This window comes from Brevibacterium rongguiense, from assembly GCF_009857845.1.
Lineage (GTDB): Bacteria > Actinomycetota > Actinomycetes > Actinomycetales > Brevibacteriaceae > Brevibacterium > Brevibacterium rongguiense.
In genome coordinates, this window is record NZ_WWEQ01000032.1 from 20,845 (window position 1) to 35,643 (window position 14,799).

Below are 14,799 nucleotides of genomic sequence, written 5' to 3' on the forward strand. Positions count from 1 at the left end.
AGGCGGCCCGCCGCGGTGCGACAACCCCGAACCCGACCTGAGGAGCGCGGCCCATGGCCACCATCGCAGAAGACATCGTCGCAACCCTGCGCGCATCGGGGGTGAAGCGCGTATACGGCCTGCCCGGCGATTCGCTCAACGGCTTCACCGACGCGCTGCGCCTCGACGGCACGATCGAGTGGGTCCACGTCCGCCACGAGGAGTCCGCGGCGTTCGCCGCCTCCGCCGATGCCGCGCTGACCAACGAGCTCGCGGTCTGCGCGGGCTCGTGCGGCCCGGGCAACCTCCACTTCATCAACGGCCTCTACGACGCCCACCGCTCCCGCGTGCCGGTCCTCGCGATCGCCGCGCACATCCCCTCGAGCGAGATCGGCAGCCAGTACTTCCAGGAGACCAATCCCATGGAGCTGTTCCGCGACTGCTCCGTCTTCGCCGAGCAGGTCCAGGTGGCCGAGCAGATGCCGCGCCTGCTCAGCATCGCGATGCGCGAGGCGATCGAGCGCCAGGGCCCCGCCGTCCTCGTCATCCCCGGCGACATCGCCCTCCAGGAGGGCCAGGCGAAGGAGCCCCTGAGCATCCGGCCCACCCACTCGACCACCACCCCGGTGCCGAGCGAGCTCGACCGGGCCGCCGGCGTCCTCGACGCCTCGGCGAAGGTCACGATCCTCGCGGGCGCCGGCTGCGAGGGCGCCCACGACGAGCTCGTCGCGCTCGCCGGGCACCTGCAGGCGCCGGTCGTCCACGCCCTGCGCGGCAAGGAGTTCGTCGAGTACGACAACCCCTACGACGTGGGCATGACCGGACTGCTCGGCTTCTCCTCCGGCTACCACGCGATGCAGGACTGCGATGTCCTCCTCATGCTCGGCACCGACCTGCCCTACCAGCAGTTCTACCCCAAGCACGCGAAGGTCATCCAGGTCGACATCCGGGGTGAGAACATCGGCCGGCGCACGCCGGTGGACGTCGCGCTCGTGGGCGATGTGAAGTCCACGGCGGCCGCGCTGCAGGCCCGCACGGCCCAGAAGACGAACAGCAAGCACCTCGACGCGATGCTCAAGCACTACCGAAAGACGCGCTCGAAGCTCGACGAGCTCGCCACGCCCAGCCGCGGTTCGCGGGCCATCCACCCGCAGTACCTCACCCGCCTGCTCGACGAGGCGGCCAGCGACGACGCGGTGTTCATCCCCGACGTCGGCTCCCCGGTGGTGTGGGCCGCCCGCTATCTCACGATGAATGGGCGCCGGCGGCTCATCGGCTCGTTCGTGCACGGCTCGATGGCCAACGCGCTGCCGCAGGGCCTCGGCGCCCAGAAGGCGTATCCGGGCCGGCAGGTCATCGCGATGGCCGGCGACGGTGGCCTCACGATGCTCATGGGCGACCTCGTCTCGCTCGTGCAGAACGGCGCGCCGCTCAAGGTCGTCGTCTACAACAACTCCTCGCTCAACTTCGTCGAGCTGGAGATGAAGGCGGCCGGCTTCGTCACGTACGGCACGGACCTCGCCAATCCGAACTTCGCCCACGTCGCGGAGTCCACCGGGCTGCTGGGCATCCGCGTGGAGAAGTCCAAGGACCTACCGGCCGCGGTCGAGCGCTTCCTCGCCCACGACGGCCCCGCCGTGCTCGACGTCGTCACGGAGCGCCAGGAGATGTCGATGCCGCCGGCCGTCACGGCCGAGCAGGCGAAGGGCTTCGCCCTCTACGCCATCCGCACGGTGATGTCCGGCAAGGGCGACGAGCTCGTCGACCTCGCCCGGGCCAACGCGCGCCAGATCCTCTGAGCCCTGCCCGCCCGCGCCTCGGGCGCCCGAGGCGCGGGCCGGGTTCCGCGCAACCGCTCGCGGCGGGGACGCGGGCGGCACTGGAGCGCCGGCGGCGCGGCGGGCTCAGCGGGAGTGCCAGCGCTGCTGGGTTGCCTCGAGCCCGTCGGCCAGGAGCTCCTCGAGCGCATCGGCGAGCTCGCCCACGAAGATCGGCAGGGTCTGCTGCTCGCCGGCGCTGAAGCGCTGGAGCACGAAGTCCGCGGTGTCCATGCGCCCGGGCGGGCGCCCCACCCCCGCGCGCAGGCGCAGGTAGTCCTTCGTGCCGAGTGCCTGGGTGAGGGAGCGCAGCCCGTTGTGGCCGCCTTCTCCCCCGCCCAGCTTGAGGCGGATCGCCTCGAAGGGCAGGTCGACGTCGTCGTGGATGGCCACAACGCGCTCGGGCGGCACGGAGTAGAACTTCGCGAGCTGTGCGATCGGCGGCCCGGAGACGTTCATGTACGTGAGCGGCTTGACCAGCACCGCCCGCGGCCCGGGCACGCCGCCGCGGGCGCCCACGCGCTCGACGGCGGCGACGACGCGGGCCTTCGTGCTCGTGAGACGGCCGCCGGCCCGATGGACGAGCTCGTCGATGACGAGCTGGCCGATGCTGTGGCGCGTGCCCTCGTACTGCCGGCCCGGATTGCCCAGGCCCGCGATGAGCCAGGTCTCGGCCATGGGGTCCTCCTCGATCGTGGTCGCATACGGGCGCAGGCCCCGGACGGCGTCCGGGGCCTGCGTGCTGCGCGGGCTGCGCCGCGGGCTGCGGGGCGAGTGCCCCGCAGGGGCTCACTCCTGCTCGGAGTCGCCCTCGGAGGCCTCGGAGTCGCCCTCCGAGCCCTCCTCGCCCTCGGCCGCGGCCTCGTCGGACTCGGCCTCGGCGCCCTCTTCGACGGCGTCGGTCTCGAGCTCGGCCTCGAGCTGCTCCTCGGAGAGCTCGGCGGAGACGTTGACGACGAGCAGCTCCGGATCGGAGACGAGGGTGACGCCGCTGGGCAGCGCGACCTCGCTCGCGTAGACGTGCTCGCCCACCTCGCGGCCCTCGACGGAGATCTCGAAGGACTCGGGGATCTGCGTCGGGTCGGCCTCGACGGTGAGCGTCTGGTTGTCCACGGACACGAGGGTGCCCGGGGCGGCCTCGCCCTCGACGACGACGGGGATGTCGACCTCGATCTTCTGGCCGCGCTTGACGATGATGAGGTCCACGTGCTCGATGAACCGGCGGATCGGCTCGCGCTGCACATCGCGGGCGATGGCGAGCTGCTTGTCGCCGGTGTCCTCGTTGACGATCTCGAGGAGGGCGTTGGGGTTCTTCAGCGCCATCATGGTGGCGTGGCCCTCGAGGGTGAGGTGCGCGGGCGCCTCGCCGTGGCCATAGAGGACGGCGGGGATGCGGGATTCGCGGCGGACGCGGCGGGCGGCGCCCTTGCCGAACTCGTCGCGGTTCTTCGCCTTGAGCTCGATGTTGTCGGCCATGGGTTCTCCTTTGCTCTTCTGCTGGCGCTCGGGACGAGCGCTTCGCCGCGGCGCGCGCGACTCGCAGGCACGCACGAGCGCGCCGGGAGAACCGCGTCGATCACGGAGAGCCGGGCAGCCGGCCTCCCTCGCCGAGGCAACGCCTCATGCTAGCGCGCCGCGGGCCCCGCACGCCAGTCGTGCGGGGCCCGCGGCGGGGCCGCCGTGCCCGGCAGCCGGGCGGCGGCGGGAGGGCTCAGAGGTTGAACAGGCTGGTCACGGACCCGTCCTCGAACACCTCGTGCACGGCGCGGGCCAGCAGCGGGGCAATCGAGAGGATCGTGAGCTTGTCGAACTTCTTGTCCTCGGGCAGCGGCAGCGTGTTCGTCACGATGACCTCGCTGGCCACGGAGTTCTTCAGCCGCTCGACGGCCGGGCCGGAGAACACGGCGTGGGTGGCGACGATGACAACACCCGTGGCGCCGGCGTCCATGCACGCCTCGGCGGCCTGGACGATCGTGCCGCCGGTGTCGATCATGTCGTCGACGAGCACGCAGGTGCGGCCCTCGACCTCGCCCACGACGCGGTTGGCCTTCGTCTGGTTGGGCCGGTCGATGTCGCGGGTCTTGTGGATGAAGGCCAGCGGCACCCCGCCCAGGGTCTCCGACCAGTTCTCCGCCACCTTGATGCGCCCGGCGTCCGGGGACACGACGGCCAGCTTGCCCGGGTAGTTGCGCTTGACGTAGTCGGCGAGGATCGGCAGCGCCACGAGGTGGTCGACGGGGCCGTCGAAGAACCCCTGGATCTGCGCGGTGTGCAGGTCGACCGTGATGATCCGGTCCGCCCCCGCGGTGCGGTAGAGGTCCGCGACGAGGCGGGCCGAGATGGGCTCGCGCCCGCGGTGCTTCTTGTCCTGGCGCGCGTAGGGGAAGAACGGCGCGATGACGGTGATCCGCTTGGCCGAGGCGCGCTTGAGCGCGTCGACCATGATGAGCTGCTCCATGAGCCACTCGTTGATGGGCGCGCAGTGGGACTGCATGACGAAGACGTCGCAGCCGCGCACGGACTCGGAGAACCGGACGTAGATCTCGCCGTTGGCGAAGTTGTAGGCGTCCGTGGGCAGCAGATCGGTGCCGAGGCTTTCGGCGACCTGTTCGGCCAGCTCCAGGTTGGCGCGCCCGGTGACGAGGACGAGCTTCTTCTCGCCTGCGGTGGTAATCGCGTTCACGCGCTTATGACTCCTTCTGCTCATCCTGCGTATCGGCGGCTCCGGCCCCGGGGGCCGAATCCTCGGCGGCCCGGCCGGCCGCTGCCTGTGCGGCCCGCGCGGCGGCGGTGCCGGGGCGGTGCTCGACCACCCAGTCCTCGATGAGGATCTGCCGGCCCTCGGTGAGCGCAAGCGCCCCGGGCGGCACATCCTTGCGGATGACGGTGCCGGCGCCGGAGTAGGCGCCGTCGCCCACCGTCACCGGGGCGATGAACATCGTGTCCGAACCGGTGCGGACGTCGTCGCCCACCTCGGTGCGGTGCTTGTTCACCCCGTCGTAGTTGACGAACACGGAGCTCGCGCCGATGTTCGAGCGGCGCCCGATCCGGGCGTCGCCCACGTAGGTGAGGTGGGGGACCTTCGAGCCCTCGCCGATCACGGCGTTCTTCGTCTCGACGAACGTGCCGATCTTGCCCGCCGCGCCCAGCTCCGTGCCGGGGCGCAGGTAGGCGAACGGGCCCACGGTGGCCCCGGCGCCGATGACGGCGAGCTCGCCGTGCGTGCGCACGACGGTGGCCCCCGGGCCCACCTCGGTGTCGCGCAGGGTGGTGTCCGGGCCCACGGTGGCGCCCTCGCCCACGTCGGTGGCCCCGTGCAGCTGGACCCCCGGCAGCAGGGTGACGTCCTGGCCGAGCGTGACGTCCGTGTCGATCCACGTCGTCGCGGGGTCGACCGCGGTGACCCCGGCGCGCATCCAGCCCTCGACGATCCGCCGGTTGAGCTCGCGGCCCAGGGCGGCGAGCTGGATGCGGTCGTTGGCGCCCTCGACCTGCCACACATCGTCGGTGGGCAGCGCGGCCACGCGCGAGCCGGCGGCGCGGGCGACGCCGATGACGTCGGTGAGGTACTTCTCGCCCTGCGCGTTCTCCGTGCCCACGCGAGCCAGGCTCTCGCGCAGCACCCGGGCGTCGAAGGCGTAGATGCCGGAGTTGATCTCCGCGATGGCGCGCTCGGCGGGGCTCGCGTCCTTCTCCTCCACGATGCGCTCGAGCTCGCCCGCCTCATCGCGCACGATGCGTCCGTAGCCTGTGGGCTCGGCCACCCGCGCGGAGAGCACGGTGACGGCGTTGCCGCGGTCCTCGTGGAAGGCGGCGAGCTCGCCCAGTGTGTCCGCCGTGAGCAGGGGGACGTCGCCGTAGGTGACGAGCACGGTGCCGGCCAGGTCCTCGGGCAGGCAGGCGAAGGCGCACTCGGCGGCGCGGCCCGTGCCGGGCACGTCGTCCTGGTCCGCGATCGCGACGCCGCAGTCCAGGACGCCGCTGAGCTCGTCGACGTGGGCGGCGACCTGCTCGCGGGCATGGCGCAGCACGACGACGAGGTGCTCGGGGCCGGTGCCCGCCGCCGCGGCGATCGCGTGTCCGAGGAGGGAGCGGCCGGCGATGGACTGGAGGACCTTGGGGGTCGCGGATCTCATCCGCGTGCCCTGCCCCGCTGCGAGGACGATCACTGCTGCCGGACGGTGTGCCATTCACGTCTCCTCGACGCTCGGGATCGCGTGTGCTCCGCCCCTAGGACTCGAACCTAGACTGCACGGCTCCAAAGGCCGGCGTGCTGCCATTACACCAGGGCGGACTGCCCGGCGACAGTGCGGGTGCTGTCTCATCTTGCCACTAGAATGAGGGCCATGGAAATTCTTCGCACCATCCTCGTCTTCCTCCACCTGCTCGGAATGGCGATCATCGTGGGCGGCTACTTCGCCAACATCAAGGCCCCCAAGGTCATCCCCGGGATGCTCCACGGCGCCTACCTGCAGCTCATCACGGGCATCGCGCTCTTCGGCCTGCTCGAGGCACAGGGCGCCATGACGTCAGACCTGCGGATCAAGTACACGGTCAAGGTGGCCCTCGGCCTGCTCGTGGCGGTCTTCGCGTTCCTCGGCAATCGCCGGGAGAAGCTCGCCGCCCGCACCGCCGCCGAGGTGCCCGTCGGCGCGGGCGCCCCCGGTGCGGGCCCCGCGGCCGGGGAGCCCGGTGGGCCCGTCGAGCCGGGAGCGCGCGTGCGCAACCCCTCCGCGCCGTTCGCGCACCTGACGTTCGGCGCCGCGGTGCTCGCCGTGGTCGTCGCCGTCTTCTGGGTCTGAGCGCTCGAGGCTGAGCATCCGGGCTGAGCACTCGGATCTGAGTGCTTGAGTCTGGGCACCCGGGTCCGCGTTCGCGGTACCTGAGCGCACCGGTGCTCTCGGACTCCGAGTCCGCCGGGACGGAGTCCCCGGCCCCGCCCCGCCCCTCTCCCCCGTTCCGCCCGTCGCTCCACCCGTCCGGCCCCGGTATGCCCACCGGGGCGGGACCCGTCTGCGCCGCACCGCCCCCGCCCGAACCGCCCCTCCCGGCCCCGCCGATCCAGGGCCACGGTCCTGCCGCTCCCGCATCACGGCCCCGCCGGTCCGGTGCCGCCGTTCCTGGCACCGCGGGCGTCGGATCCCGCGGTCCTTCCCCGCTCGCCCGCAGCCCGCACCTCCCGCAGCGCGCGCCGCCGCGGCGCGTCCGCGTCAGCCCCCTGTGGAAAGATGGTCGCGATGACATCTCCCTTCGAATTCCTCAACGCCGGGCCCGCTGCGGCCGCCGCCGCGCGCCCCGGTGCGCCCAGCACCCCAGCGCCCAGCACCCCAGCGCCCGGCGCCCCAGCGGCCAGCGCCTCGGCGTCCCCGGCCCCGGCCCCGGCAGGGGCCGACGAGCTGCTGGCCGGGCTCAACCCGCAGCAGGTCGAGGCGGTGACCCACACGGGCGCGCCGCTCCTCATCGTCGCCGGCGCGGGCTCCGGCAAGACGAGCGTGCTGACCCGGCGGATCGCCTACGCGCTGGCCACGGGCCGCGCCCATCCGGGCCAGGTGCTGGCCATCACCTTCACGAACAAGGCCGCCCGCGAGATGGTCGAGCGGATCGGCGCGCTCGTGGGCTCCGCCGCCCGCGGGATGTGGATCTCCACGTTCCACTCCGCCTGCGTGCGCATCCTGCGCCGCGAGGCCCAGACGCTCGGCATGAAGTCGAACTTCACGATCTACGACGCCGCGGACTCCCTGCGCCTCGTCACCCAGTGCGTGCGCGAGGCGGACATCGACCCGAAGAAGTTCACCCCCAAGTCCCTCCAGCACCGGATCTCCGCGCTCAAGAACGACCTCCTCACGGCCGAGGACTACGCGGGGCGGGCCAACGAGTCCAACCCCGCCGAGCGCGCGCTCGCGGAGGTCTACCGGCGCTACTCCCAGCGACTGCGCCTGGCCAATGCGTTCGACTTCGACGACCTCATCATGGAGACCGTCCACCTGCTCGGCGCGTTCCCGGACATCGCGGCGAACTACCGCGCCCGGTTCCGCCACATCCTCGTCGACGAGTACCAGGACACGAACCCCGCGCAGTACCAGCTCATCCGCGCCCTCGCCGGCGCGGATCTGCCGGAGCCCACCGCGGAGCTCACGGTGGTCGGCGATGCGGACCAGTCGATCTACGCGTTCCGCGGCGCCACCGTGCGCAACATCGAGGAGTTCGAGGAGGACTTCCCGCAGGCGCGCACGGTCCTCCTCGAGCAGAACTATCGGTCCACCCAGAACATCCTCTCCGCGGCCAACGCCGTCATCGCCCACAACGACGACCGCAAGGACAAGCGCCTGTGGACGGACTCCGGGTCCGGCGAGCAGGTGGTGGGCTGGGTCGCGGAGTCCGAGCAGGCGGAGGCCCAGTTCATCGTCGACACGATCGACGAGCTCATGGACACGGGCGACTACGGGTATGCCGACTTCGCGGTGTTCTACCGCACGAACGCGCAGTCGCGCGCGGTGGAGGACGCGTTCGTGCGCGCCGGGCTGCCGTACAAGGTCGTGGGCGGCACCCGGTTCTACGAGCGCCGGGAGGTCAAGGACGCCCTCGCCTACGCGCGCGTCATCGCGAACCCGGCCGACGACGTCAACCTGCGCCGCATCATCAACGTGCCCAAGCGCTCGATCGGCGACCGCACGGTGGCCTTCGTCGCCGCCTTCGCCGAACGCGAGCGGATCAGCTTCTCCGCCGCCCTCGCCCGCGCGGAGGAGATCCCGGGGCTCACGAGCCGCGCGCTCGGGCCGCTGGCGAAGTTCGCGGCGCTCATGGACGATCTGCGCACGAGCGCGGAGGGCGCCCCGCCCTCGCGCGTGCTCGAGGCGATCCTCGAGCAGTCGGGCTACCTCGATGAGCTGCGCGCGAGCACGGACCCGCAGGACGAGTCGCGCGTGGACAACCTCGCCGAGCTCGTCGCCGTCGCCGAGGACTTCCACGCCGCGGACCCTGAGGCCGGGCTCGACGCGTTCCTCGAGCGGGTCTCGCTGTCCGCCGACGCGGACCAGATCCCCGACGCCGAGGTGGGCGAGGTGACGCTCATGACGCTGCACACGGCGAAGGGCCTGGAGTTCCCGGTCGTCTTCCTCACCGGGCTCGAGGACGGCACGTTTCCCCACCAGCGCTCGTTCGACAACCGCACGGAGCTCGCCGAGGAGCGCCGGCTCGCCTACGTGGGCCTCACCCGCGCCCGCCAGCGGCTCTACCTGTCCCGCGCGGAGACCCGCAGCATGTGGGGCCAGCCGCAGTACAACCCGCCCAGCCGGTTCCTCGGCGAGATCCCGGCCCAGCTCATCGACTGGCGCAGCACCGGCAGCCTGAGCGCGCCGCTGGCCCCGGGCGGCTTCGCCGCGGACGCGGGCGACGGCTGGACGCCCAGCGCCGCGCGCAAGCCCAGCACGAAGGGCACCGCGGGCTTCCCCAACCGCATCCGCCCCAACCGGGAGATGGTCCACGTCGAGCCCGGTGACAAGGTCTCCCACGAGTCCTTCGGCCTGGGCACCGTGGCCGAGGTGACCGGTGCCGGGGACAAGACCGTCGCGGTCGTGGACTTCGGCTCGGCGGGCACCAAGCGCCTCCTCATGCGCTACGCACCCGTCGAGAAACTCTGAGACCGGCCGGCCGCGCGCCGCACCGGGGGCCATGGTCGCGCCGGTGGGCGCCGGCTCGCGCTCCGGTGCGGACCCGCCCCGCCGGAGGCGGCCCGGTCGGCGGTGTCCGGCCGGGCACGCAGAAGGGCCGCCCTCCCCGCGGGGAGGGCGGCCCTTCGACCAGTCGGCCCGGAGGCGCCGCGCGGGGCGCCTCCGCAGCTCAGGCGATCAGTTGTCGCCGCCGCCGAACTTGTCCTTGAGGGCATCCGTGCCCTGCTGGACCTGGTCCTCGTGCTGGTTGCCGGTCTTCTCGTTGGCGAAGTCACCGGCCTTGCCGGCTGCGCCGTTGACCTGGTCCTCGCCGATCGAGTCCTTGGCCTTGTCAGCGAAATCTCCGAGTCCCATGATGCTCTCCTCTCGTTGAACTTCATGGCCGCCGGCTGGCGACCTCGGTGTGCACGTTTCCATGCCCGCGCTCCGGTGTAAACCCCGGTGTCCGGTCGCCCGTCGCTTCGGACCCTCGGTACAGCCGGCGCACAGCCGACGCTCAGCTGGGCAGCGCGCCTCAGGTGCGTCGAGCCTCAGATGCAGCCGGCCTGACGGGCAGCGCGCCTCAGATGCTCGGCACGAGGAGGGCCAGCAGGCCCAGGGCAATGGCGGCGGCGCCCATCGTCAGCGCGTCGGCCCAGCGCGAGCGGTTCGCCCACAGCCGGCCCAGCGGGCCGGGCACCAGGCGCAGCACTGCAAGGCCCGCGGGGCACAGGGCCAGCAGCACACCGGCCCGGCGGAAGGCGAACGGTGCCACGCAGGCGGCGGCGATGACCCACACGAGGATCCCGAGGAGCAGCCAGTCGCCCGCGGTGGGATTGGCGTAGCGCCGCTTCCAGTAGATCCAGCGCTTCGAGACCCAGCCGCGGCCCCCGCTGCGCGGCAGCCGCGCGCGCTCGGGCGGCCCGGCGGCCGAGCCCGCCGCCCCCGCCGGCGCGGCGGGGTCGGCGGGGGCGGCGGGGGCGGTGGCGGAGACCGCGGAGTGCTCAGTGGAAGAAATGGCGCGTCCCCGTGAGGTACATCGTCAGGCCCGCCGCCTCGGCGGCCTCGATGACCTCCTCATCGCGGATGGAGCCGCCCGGCTGGACGACGGCCCGGACGCCGGCCGCGGCGAGGACCTCGAGGCCGTCGGCGAAGGGGAAGAAGGCATCCGAGGCGGCCACGGCGCCGCGCGCCCGCTCCTCGCCGGCCCGCTCCACGGCGAGGTGGGCGGAGTCGACGCGGTTGACCTGGCCCATGCCCACGCCCACGGAGGCGCCCTGGGCGGCGAGCAGGATGGCGTTGGACTTCACGGCGCGGCAGGCACGCCACGCGAACGCGAGGTCGGCGAGGGTCTGCTCATCGGCGGCCTCACCGGCCGCCAGCGACCACTGCGCGGGATTGTCGCCGGCGGCCTGGAAGCGGTCGCGGTCCTGGACGAGGACGCCCCCGGAGATCTGGCGGTACTCGCGGACGGGCGCGTGCCAGTCCCCGAGCTCCAGCAGGCGCAGGTTCTTCTTCTTCTCGCGCAGCAGCGCCAGCGCGTCCGGTTCGAACGCCGGCGCGGCCAGCACCTCGGTGAAGATCGGGCGGATCGATTCGGCGAGCGCCATGTCGACGGCGCGGTTGGCCGCGATGACGCCGCCGTAGGCGGAGACGGGGTCGCACTCGTGGGCGCGCCGATGGGCCTGCGCGATCGTCTCGCCCACCGCAATGCCGCACGGGTTCGCGTGCTTGATGATCGCCACGGCGGGCTCGGCGAAGTCGAACGCAGCGCGCACGGCCGCGTCGATGTCCTGGTAGTTGTTGTACGACATCTCCTTGCCGCCCAGCTGCGCGGCGCCGGCCACGCCGCCCTCCCCGCTCGCGTAGACCGCCGCGGCCTGGTGCGGGTTCTCGCCGTAGCGCAGGTCCGCGGACTTCGCGGCGCTCAGCCCGAAGAAGTCCGGGGCGCCGTCCTGGGCGAGCTGCCCGGCGAACCAGTCGGCGACCGCGCAGTCGTAGGCCGCGGTGTGGGCGAAGGCGGCCGCGGCGAGCCCGCGGCGCTGCTCCAGGTCGGTGCCCGCGCCCTGCGCGGCGGCGACGATCGCCGGGTAGCCCGCGGGGTCGACGACGACGGCGACGCTCGGGTGGTTCTTCGCCGCGGCGCGCACCATTGCCGGGCCGCCGATGTCGATCTGCTCGACGCACTCATCGAAGTCCGCGCCGCTGGCCACCGTGGCGGAGAACGGGTAGAGGTTGACGACCACGAGGTCGAAGCCCGCGATGCCCAGTTCGCGAAGCGCGTTCACGTGCTCGGGGCGGCGCGTATCGGCGAGGATGCCGGCGTGGACCGCGGGGTGGAGGGTCTTGACCCGGCCGTCGAGCACCTCCGGGAAGCCGGTGACGTCCTCGACGGGCGTGACCTGCGCGCCCGCGGCTGCGATCGCCTTCGCCGTGGAGCCGGTCGAGACGATCTCAACCCCGGCGGCTGGAGCCCGCTGGCGAGCTCCGGCAGGCCGGTCTTGTCGTAGACGCTGATGAGGGCGCGGCGGATGGGGCGTTCGCCAGTCACGGGTTCTCCTTGGGGTTGGTCGGGTCGGACGGGTTCGCGGGCGCGGCGGCGGGGTCGTATCCGGTGACGATGCGCCCGCTGGCGGACAGGCTCCCGGTGCCCAGGAACCGCAGCAGGGCCACGAGCTCGCGGCGCTCGACCGCGCGGATGCGCTCGTGCAGCGAGTCCTCGTCCTCACCGGGGGCGATCCGGACGGGGAACTGGGCGATGATGGGCCCCGTGTCCACCCCGGCGTCGATGAGGTGGATCGTGGTGCCCGTGACCTTGACGCCGTGGGCGAGCGCATCGCGCACCGCGTGGGCGCCGGGGAACGAGGGCAGCAGTGCGGGGTGGGTGTTGATGATCCGCTCCGGGAAGCGGTCGGTGAACGCGGGGCCGAGGACGCGCATGAAGCCCGCGGAGACGACCCAGTCCGGGGCGAAGGCGGCGACGGCCTGCGCGAGGGCCGCGTCCCACGCGGCGCGGTCCGCGTAATCGCCCGGCCGGACGGTGAACGCCGGCACTCCTGCGGCCTTCGCGCGGGCCAGGACGGGCGCCTCGGGGCGGTCGGAGCCCACCGCGGCGATCTCGACGCCGGGGGCGCCGGGCGACCCCGCGCAGGCATCGAGGACGGCCTGGGTGAGGGTTCCGGAGCCGGAGGCTAGGAGCACGCAACGCACGCGGACATTCTATGCCAGACTGATCCGGTGACTGCTCCCGCTCCCCCTTCCGGCTCGCACTCCGACGAGGCTGCGGCGGCCGCCGCCGCGGCCCGGCGCAACCGGGCGGGCAGTGTGTTCTTCCTGCTCATCGCAGCGGCGATGCTCGTGTCCCTGCTGCCCCTGCCGCTCAAGCTGGCCGCCGCCGCCTTCGCCGTGGCGGCCGTGGTCTTCGGCATCCGCTACATGGTCGCCGGCGCCCGCGCGGGGCGCGGGGGCCGCTGGCTCCTCATGGGCGTCCTGGGCCTGCTCGCCTGCGGCTACCTGCTGCTGGGCACCGCGGGCACGGCCATCCTGTGGCCGGTCCAGTCGCAGTACGAGGAGTGCAGCCGCGCCGCGCTGACCCAGCGCGCCGGCATCGACTGCTCGGTCAGCTACGAGGCGGACGTGAAGTCCTGGTTCGAGCGCCTGACCGGCCAGCCCTACCCCGGCTGACGCCCGCGACCGGACCCGGCTGCCGAGTTCGAGTACGGCTCGCGCCGGGTTCCGCCGCTCCGCGGGCTGCGGTGGCCCCGCCCCTTGGGCCGCGGGCCTTCGAGGGGCCGCCCAGCGAGCACCGAGCGACGTGCACCTAGCGCTCGTCCGCCCCGGCATCCTCGGCCGCACCGGCTGCCGGGCCGGCGCCGGCGGGCGCTGAGGCGTCGTAGCGATCGCGCAGCGCGCCCATGCTGCGCCCGAGCGCCAGGCCCGCGCAGACGAGGCCCGTGAGGATGCCCGCGCACGGCCAGGCGCGCACGCCGAAGACGGTCAGGCCGCCGGGGCCCACGCCGCCCTGGAGGAACGGCGCGGCGCACGCCAGGCCCGCCGCGAAGACGAGCGCGGCGGCGCCGAGCGCCGGCCACGTCGCCTCGGACAGCCACCGTGGGCGCAGCACCGTGCACGCGCACGCGACGAGGACGGGGACGAGGACGAGTGCCGGGGCCCACGTCGGCGGCGCCGCGGGCGGCAGCGCGAGCACCGGCACGAGCGGACGGGGCAGGTCCGAGCCGGCGAGCACGGAGGCGTGGGCGGCGGCGGACAGGTCGATGCCCGATCCGCTCGCCCACGACAGCGCCCCCGCCCAGATCGTCGGCGCGTAGAGCAGCTGGAGCAGGCCCAGGCCCACCGCGGCGGCCGGGGCGGAGCTGTAGGTGCGCAGCACCGCCATGGCATCGCCCCAGCCCGCCACCATGCCGGCGGCGAGCAGCAGGTGGGCCGCGACGATGAGGCCCAGCGCCGTGCGCCGGGCCAGGCGGGCACCCGCCCGCACGGCCTCCCCGCCGGGGGCGCCCCAGCGGCGCTCGCACAGCGCGACCAGGCGCGCCCACGGCGCTCCCAGGCCGCAGCCCACCGCCGTGACGGTGAGCAGGCAGGCGCGCACCCAGCCCAGCACAGTGCCGGTGACGAGCGGGTCGAAGAGGACGGCCGCGCCCGCGAGCGCCAGCGCGACGGCGGCCAGGCACGCGCCGGCGCCCAGCTGCGCGCGCAGCGCGGCGGCCGAGGGCTCCCCCGCGGCATCCTCGGCGGCGAATTCGCGGCGCATGCGCAGCCCCGCGCGGTAGAGCAGCCACCAGACGAACAGGCAGGCGAGGGTGGGCGGCAGCGACAGCGCCATCCCGGCGACCCCCACGGTCAGGCCGAAGGCGGCGGCGATGCCCGCGACCGCCCAGGTCACGATCGTCGCCAGGGGCAGCATCGCGGCGGCTGCGGCGAGCCACGCCGCGGCGGCCAGTGCGAGGGCCGTCCCGCCCAGCACGGCCAGGAAGCGGGCAGCCGAGCCCGCGGCGATCACGAGCGGGTGCCGGGCGGGGGTGAGGGGAGCCGTTTCCACCCGGTTCATTGTGCCCGAGGACGCCGCTGCGGCCGCTCCTGCGACACGCCTGGGATTCGGGCTATCATGGTAGTTTTGACCTGGCCCAGACCGTCGAACCGAAGGACCGCACCCTGATGAGCGCCGGCACTCCTCCCACTCCTCCTCCGCCCGGGGAGCCGCACGACGGCAAATCCGGCACGGGCCCCGCAGCCGGCGCGGCAGGCGGGGCAGCCCCGGAGGCCGCCGCCCCCCAGTTCCCCGCGCGCCCCGCCCAGCCGCCGACCCCCACGCTGGGCGGCTCCTCGGCGCGGCC

Annotated in this window: 12 protein-coding genes, 1 tRNA gene and 1 pseudogene; 4 read left to right on the plus strand and 10 right to left on the minus strand. The window is 73.5% G+C overall.

Annotated elements, in window-relative coordinates; translation table 11 throughout:
- Nucleotides 1-53 precede the first annotated feature (53 nt).
- Complete coding sequence (gene poxB, locus GSY69_RS08510; RefSeq protein ID WP_160953434.1) at nt 54-1,778, plus strand: ubiquinone-dependent pyruvate dehydrogenase; 1,725 nt, start codon at nt 54-56, stop codon at nt 1,776-1,778.
- 105 nt (nt 1,779-1,883) lie between these two features.
- On the opposite strand, the gene pth is transcribed toward poxB, so the two are convergent.
- The 5 genes from pth to GSY69_RS08535 form a co-directional block, all read right to left on the minus strand.
- Complete coding sequence (gene pth / locus GSY69_RS08515) at nt 1,884-2,474, minus strand: aminoacyl-tRNA hydrolase (protein WP_160953435.1); 591 nt, start codon at nt 2,472-2,474, stop codon at nt 1,884-1,886.
- Nucleotides 2,475-2,585: 111 nt separating this feature from the next.
- Nucleotides 2,586-3,272 carry a 50S ribosomal protein L25/general stress protein Ctc gene (locus GSY69_RS08520; RefSeq protein WP_160953436.1) on the minus strand — a complete coding sequence of 229 codons (687 nt, stop codon included), beginning with the start codon at nt 3,270-3,272 and terminating at the stop codon, nt 2,586-2,588.
- A gap of 235 nt (nt 3,273-3,507) precedes the next feature.
- The gene (locus GSY69_RS08525) at nt 3,508-4,479 is read right to left on the minus strand and encodes a ribose-phosphate diphosphokinase (RefSeq protein ID WP_160953437.1); all 972 of its coding nucleotides are present in this window, start codon (nt 4,477-4,479) and stop codon (nt 3,508-3,510) included.
- Nucleotides 4,480-4,483: 4 nt separating this feature from the next.
- On the minus strand, nt 4,484-5,986 hold the full coding sequence (gene glmU / locus GSY69_RS08530) for a bifunctional UDP-N-acetylglucosamine diphosphorylase/glucosamine-1-phosphate N-acetyltransferase GlmU (protein ID WP_160953438.1): 1,503 nt from the start codon (nt 5,984-5,986) through the stop codon (nt 4,484-4,486).
- A gap of 32 nt (nt 5,987-6,018) precedes the next feature.
- A tRNA-Gln gene (locus GSY69_RS08535) sits at nt 6,019-6,090 on the minus strand.
- A 52-nt stretch (nt 6,091-6,142) separates the two neighbouring features.
- Here GSY69_RS08535 and GSY69_RS08540 point away from each other — a divergent pair.
- Nucleotides 6,143-6,598: a hypothetical protein gene (locus GSY69_RS08540; protein ID WP_160953439.1), complete on the plus strand. Its 456-nt coding sequence runs from the start codon at nt 6,143-6,145 to the stop codon at nt 6,596-6,598.
- Between the two features lie 435 nt (nt 6,599-7,033).
- Nucleotides 7,034-9,436 carry a DNA helicase PcrA gene (pcrA, locus tag GSY69_RS08545; protein ID WP_160953440.1) on the plus strand — a complete coding sequence of 801 codons (2,403 nt, stop codon included), beginning with the start codon at nt 7,034-7,036 and terminating at the stop codon, nt 9,434-9,436.
- Between the two features lie 207 nt (nt 9,437-9,643).
- Here the strand turns inward: pcrA and GSY69_RS08550 are convergent, their stop codons facing one another.
- The 4 genes and pseudogenes from GSY69_RS08550 to purN all read right to left on the minus strand — a co-directional run bounded on the left by GSY69_RS08550 (nt 9,644) and on the right by purN (nt 12,655).
- The gene (locus tag GSY69_RS08550) at nt 9,644-9,820 is read right to left on the minus strand and encodes an antitoxin (RefSeq protein ID WP_160953441.1); all 177 of its coding nucleotides are present in this window, start codon (nt 9,818-9,820) and stop codon (nt 9,644-9,646) included.
- A 208-nt stretch (nt 9,821-10,028) separates the two neighbouring features.
- On the minus strand, nt 10,029-10,244 hold the full coding sequence (locus GSY69_RS08555; RefSeq protein ID WP_160953442.1) for a hypothetical protein: 216 nt from the start codon (nt 10,242-10,244) through the stop codon (nt 10,029-10,031).
- Nucleotides 10,245-10,449: 205 nt separating this feature from the next.
- Nucleotides 10,450-11,996, minus strand: a pseudogene (gene purH, locus GSY69_RS08560) (bifunctional phosphoribosylaminoimidazolecarboxamide formyltransferase/IMP cyclohydrolase).
- Nucleotides 11,993-12,655, minus strand: coding sequence for a phosphoribosylglycinamide formyltransferase (purN, locus tag GSY69_RS08565; protein WP_160953443.1), 663 nt, complete (start codon nt 12,653-12,655; stop codon nt 11,993-11,995). Before purN ends, purH begins: the two are co-directional and overlap by 4 nt.
- A gap of 27 nt (nt 12,656-12,682) precedes the next feature.
- On the opposite strand from purN, the gene GSY69_RS08570 reads away from it, so the two are divergent.
- Nucleotides 12,683-13,129, plus strand: coding sequence for a hypothetical protein (locus GSY69_RS08570; protein ID WP_160953444.1), 447 nt, complete (start codon nt 12,683-12,685; stop codon nt 13,127-13,129).
- Between the two features lie 136 nt (nt 13,130-13,265).
- Here the strand turns inward: GSY69_RS08570 and GSY69_RS08575 are convergent, their stop codons facing one another.
- Complete coding sequence (locus GSY69_RS08575) at nt 13,266-14,504, minus strand: cell division protein PerM (RefSeq protein WP_160953445.1); 1,239 nt, start codon at nt 14,502-14,504, stop codon at nt 13,266-13,268.
- Between the last annotated feature and the right edge of the window lie 295 nt (nt 14,505-14,799).

Coding starts and splice junctions, on each gene's coding strand:
- poxB (WP_160953434.1), top strand. CDS start 54: ATGGCCACCATCGCAGAAGACATCGTCGCAACCCTGCGCGCATCGGGG.
- pth (WP_160953435.1), bottom strand. CDS start 2,474: ATGGCCGAGACCTGGCTCATCGCGGGCCTGGGCAATCCGGGCCGGCAG.
- GSY69_RS08520 (WP_160953436.1), bottom strand. CDS start 3,272: ATGGCCGACAACATCGAGCTCAAGGCGAAGAACCGCGACGAGTTCGGC.
- glmU (WP_160953438.1), bottom strand. CDS start 5,986: ATGGCACACCGTCCGGCAGCAGTGATCGTCCTCGCAGCGGGGCAGGGC.
- GSY69_RS08540 (WP_160953439.1), top strand. CDS start 6,143: ATGGAAATTCTTCGCACCATCCTCGTCTTCCTCCACCTGCTCGGAATG.
- pcrA (WP_160953440.1), top strand. CDS start 7,034: ATGACATCTCCCTTCGAATTCCTCAACGCCGGGCCCGCTGCGGCCGCC.
- GSY69_RS08550 (WP_160953441.1), bottom strand. CDS start 9,820: ATGGGACTCGGAGATTTCGCTGACAAGGCCAAGGACTCGATCGGCGAG.